This is a genomic window from Paenibacillus sp. AR247 (assembly GCF_002968895.1).
GTDB lineage: Bacteria > Bacillota > Bacilli > Paenibacillales > Paenibacillaceae > Paenibacillus_AQ > Paenibacillus_AQ favisporus.
The window spans coordinates 255833-259138 of the sequence record NZ_PCZT01000024.1; the positions used below are offsets into that span (position 1 = coordinate 255833).

Genomic DNA, 3306 nt, shown 5'->3' on the forward strand with positions numbered 1-3306 from the left:
CGGATAAACGAGTTATCATCTGCAATCAGCACTCTAATTTTCATGCCAGGCCTCCTTGTCGAACCTATTGTACCTGATGGCCGGCCTGGATTGGAAGGAGTTTCTAAGCGGCAAAAAAAGCCCCTCTGTGAGGGGCTTATAACAAACGGTTACCATATGACGAGAAAAATAATAGCGGCCAGCACGATCCGGTACACGGCGAACGGTACCAGCTTGATGCGGTTGATGAGCTTCAGGAAGAAGCGGATGGCGATCAGCGCCACGATAAACGAGCTGATAAAGCCTGCCAAGAAAAACGGCATCATATCCATCGTAAAATACTCCCAGTTCTTCAGCAGCGACAACCCGCTGGCACCGAGCATAATCGGCACGGCCATAATAAACGTAAAGTCGGAAGCCGCCCGGTAGCTCATGCCCATCAGAACCCCGCCGGAGATGGTGGAACCGGAGCGGGAGAAGCCCGGCCACAGGGACAGGCACTGAACCAGTCCGATGCCAAAGGCCTGCCCGTATGTAATCTGGTCCACCGTCTCGGCTTTCGGACGCTTCGGCCGCCATACGTCGGCCGCGATCATCAGGAGCGCCCCGATGACCAGTCCGATCAGCACCGTCCGCGTCGAAAACAGATGCTCGTCAATATAGTCATCAAACAGCAGGCCGAGCACGCCGGCCGGAATCAGGCCGACGATGACCTGGGTCAGCTTCAGGCGTCCCTGCACCCGGCTGCCTCCTGCCTCCAGTTTTCTTCTCCGCAGGCCAAGCAGGTCGAGAAACCGGCTCCAGAACACGACGACCACCGCCAGGATCGAGCCCAGCTGAATAACGACTTTAAAGGTATTGGCTACGGGCGAAGCCAGAAACTCCCCGGTCTTCAGCCACATATCGTCCACGATGATCATATGCCCGGTCGATGATACCGGGGCGAACTCCGTCAATCCTTCGACGATCCCGAGGATCACCGCTTTAATGATTTCCATCAAATCCAAAACGTTTCACAACTCCTTCAGTTTACTTTTCAACCCGCATTCCCCGCGCGCGGCGGAGGTACAGGAACAGCACGCATACAATAACCAGGCCGATCACGGCGTAGGCGGCATGCGAATACACGTCCATATAGTGCAGAATGCTCTCCCAGGAATCTCCCAGGGCCGCCCCCAAGTACACGAGCACCGTGTTCCAGATCAGCGTTCCGACGGTGGTAAAGAGCAGAAACAGACCAAACTTCATCCGGGCCATCCCGGCCGGAATCGAGATCAGGGACCGCACGAGCGGAATCATCCGGCAGAAGAACACCGTAAAGTAGCCGTAACGGCTGAACCACTTCTCCGACTTGGCGATATCGGAGGATTTGACTCGCAGGATGCGGCCCCATTTGGCCACGATCCGCTCCAGGCGGTTCACATCCAGCAGCAGGCCGATGCCGTACAGAATGACCGCTCCGATCACGGAGCCGACTGTAGCCGCCGCGATGACGCCCGGGATGGTCAGATGCGATTTCGTTGTCATAAAGCCCCCGAACGTAAGGATCAGCTCCGACGGAATCGGGGGAAATATATTTTCAAGGGCAATAATGAGCGCAATACCGACATAACCGAACTGTTCCACGACGCTGGTAATCCACTGCTCCATGGAATTCCCTCCCATACGGTTTATAGTGAAGCCCTGCGTTAAATAAGGGTCTTTCTTACGTTCCGCAAATAGTTGTAACGGATGAAGAAAAAATACGCCACCTGGGCCGTAACGAAGCACGCCAGCACCGCCCCCATTTCCCAAGCGATGGAGAGATAATAGAAGCTTTGCAGCGCCATAAAAGCGAAAATGCTGTGCAGAGCGGCTAGTAATATCGGCACGAAAAAGAGCATCGCGAGCTGGCCGGTCACGATCCGGTTCAGCTCCCGGTCCGTCAGTCCCATCTTGGCGATCGTGTCGTATTGGCGCCGGTCGTAGTCCAGGTCCGCATAGAGGCGGAAATACAGGAAGCTGCCCGCCGCGATAAAAAACACCGTCCCCACCAGCAGCGCTGCAAACAGCATCGCCCGGTAAGACGTCATTTGCGTCACATACAGCGTGCCGCTCACCGTCATCGCGTACGGCTGTCCGGCGTCATACCGGACTTCGCCGCGCGGCGCGAGCCGCTCTCCAAGGCCCAGCGTACGCTCGAAATCGTCCACGTAGAATCCAGTATACCGGTCCACTGACACGGGAGACGCCACTCGGTCAAACAGGCGGTCGCTGACGACGAGGCCGCTGAAATCGCCTTCCCGCTTCCATTTCATCTCCCGCAGGACATGCTCAGGCACGGGAACCCGCGACGTGTACCCGATCTCCCGGAGTTGCAGCCTCTCTTCCGCCAGCGTATAGACCTCCATCTCCCGGATCCGGGGTGTAGGTGCGGTCGCGCTCGGAACTGATCATCACCAGGGCGTCAATGCCTTCCAGCGGCTTCTCCAGGTCGCTGTCCCCGGCGGATTCCACCGCCTGCTTGTAGCTGGAATAAGAGATGACCGGAAGCAGCGCGCTGTCCCCTTCGCCGGCTGGCAGGACGACCTGGATGTTTTTGACCGGAAAGCTGACGATCGCTGGACTGAGCCCCTTCGCACGAAATTCGTCCTCAAGCTGCTGCACATGCTGCGCTTCCAAAGAATTTCCGCCCTTGGACAGATAGCTGACCGCCGCCGGGTAGTCCTCCCGGAACTGGCCGGAGAGCGTATTAATGGAAGCAAACACGCCGACAGCACAGAACGAAACCGTCGAAATGATCGTCACCATGAACAGCATGTTCGCGTTGTCTTTGAGCCGGTACGCCAGATTCGAGACCGTCACGATATTCGTCTTTTTCCAGAAAAAGAACCTCCGCTTCTGCAGCAGCCGGACGACCCATACGCCAAGCTGGGTGTACAGGAAATACGTTCCGGCGATGGTCATGATGACGACCGGAAGCATGCGGATGTAGATCGTATTCACCGTGGTGGTCGCAGCCAGTGCATAGGATGCAAGCAGCAGCACGGCCGCCAGCAGCGACTGGATGGCGGACGTCCGCGGCGGCGTCTTCGGCCTTTGCCCGGACTGAAACAGCTCGATGAGCGTCCGGTTCCGGAGCATGACGGAGGTGCAAACCGAAATCAGCAGGAACAACAGCACAAATGCGCCCGCTGTCAGCGCCAGCGCCTGCCAGGGCAAGTAAAACGGAATCGGGGCCATGCCAAAGGAACGGGAACCGATCATCAGAAAGAGCTTGCCTGTGATAAGGCCCGCGGCCATACCGGTCAGAATGGCTCCGAGGCCGATCAGCATGTTCTCCATCAG

The 3306-nt window shown here is 57.3% G+C and carries 3 protein-coding genes and 1 pseudogene; all 4 read right to left on the bottom strand.

Translation table 11 applies throughout. The annotated features are described in order from the left end of the window. Positions 1–149 precede the first annotated feature (149 nt). Positions 150–977, bottom strand: a complete 828-nt coding sequence (locus CPT76_RS32065) for an undecaprenyl-diphosphate phosphatase (protein WP_181153203.1) — start codon at positions 975–977, stop codon at positions 150–152. 31 nt (positions 978–1008) lie between these two features. Further along, on the bottom strand, positions 1009–1629 hold the full coding sequence (locus tag CPT76_RS32070) for a DedA family protein (RefSeq protein WP_105445766.1): 621 nt from the start codon (positions 1627–1629) through the stop codon (positions 1009–1011). Between the two features lie 38 nt (positions 1630–1667). After that, a complete protein-coding gene (locus CPT76_RS40925) occupies positions 1668–2369 on the bottom strand; it encodes an FtsX-like permease family protein (protein WP_258169018.1) in 702 nt (233 codons plus the stop codon). Then, a pseudogene (locus CPT76_RS40930) lies at positions 2293–3306 on the bottom strand (ABC transporter permease); the annotation flags it as partial. The pseudogene CPT76_RS40930 and the gene CPT76_RS40925, both read right to left, overlap by 77 nt.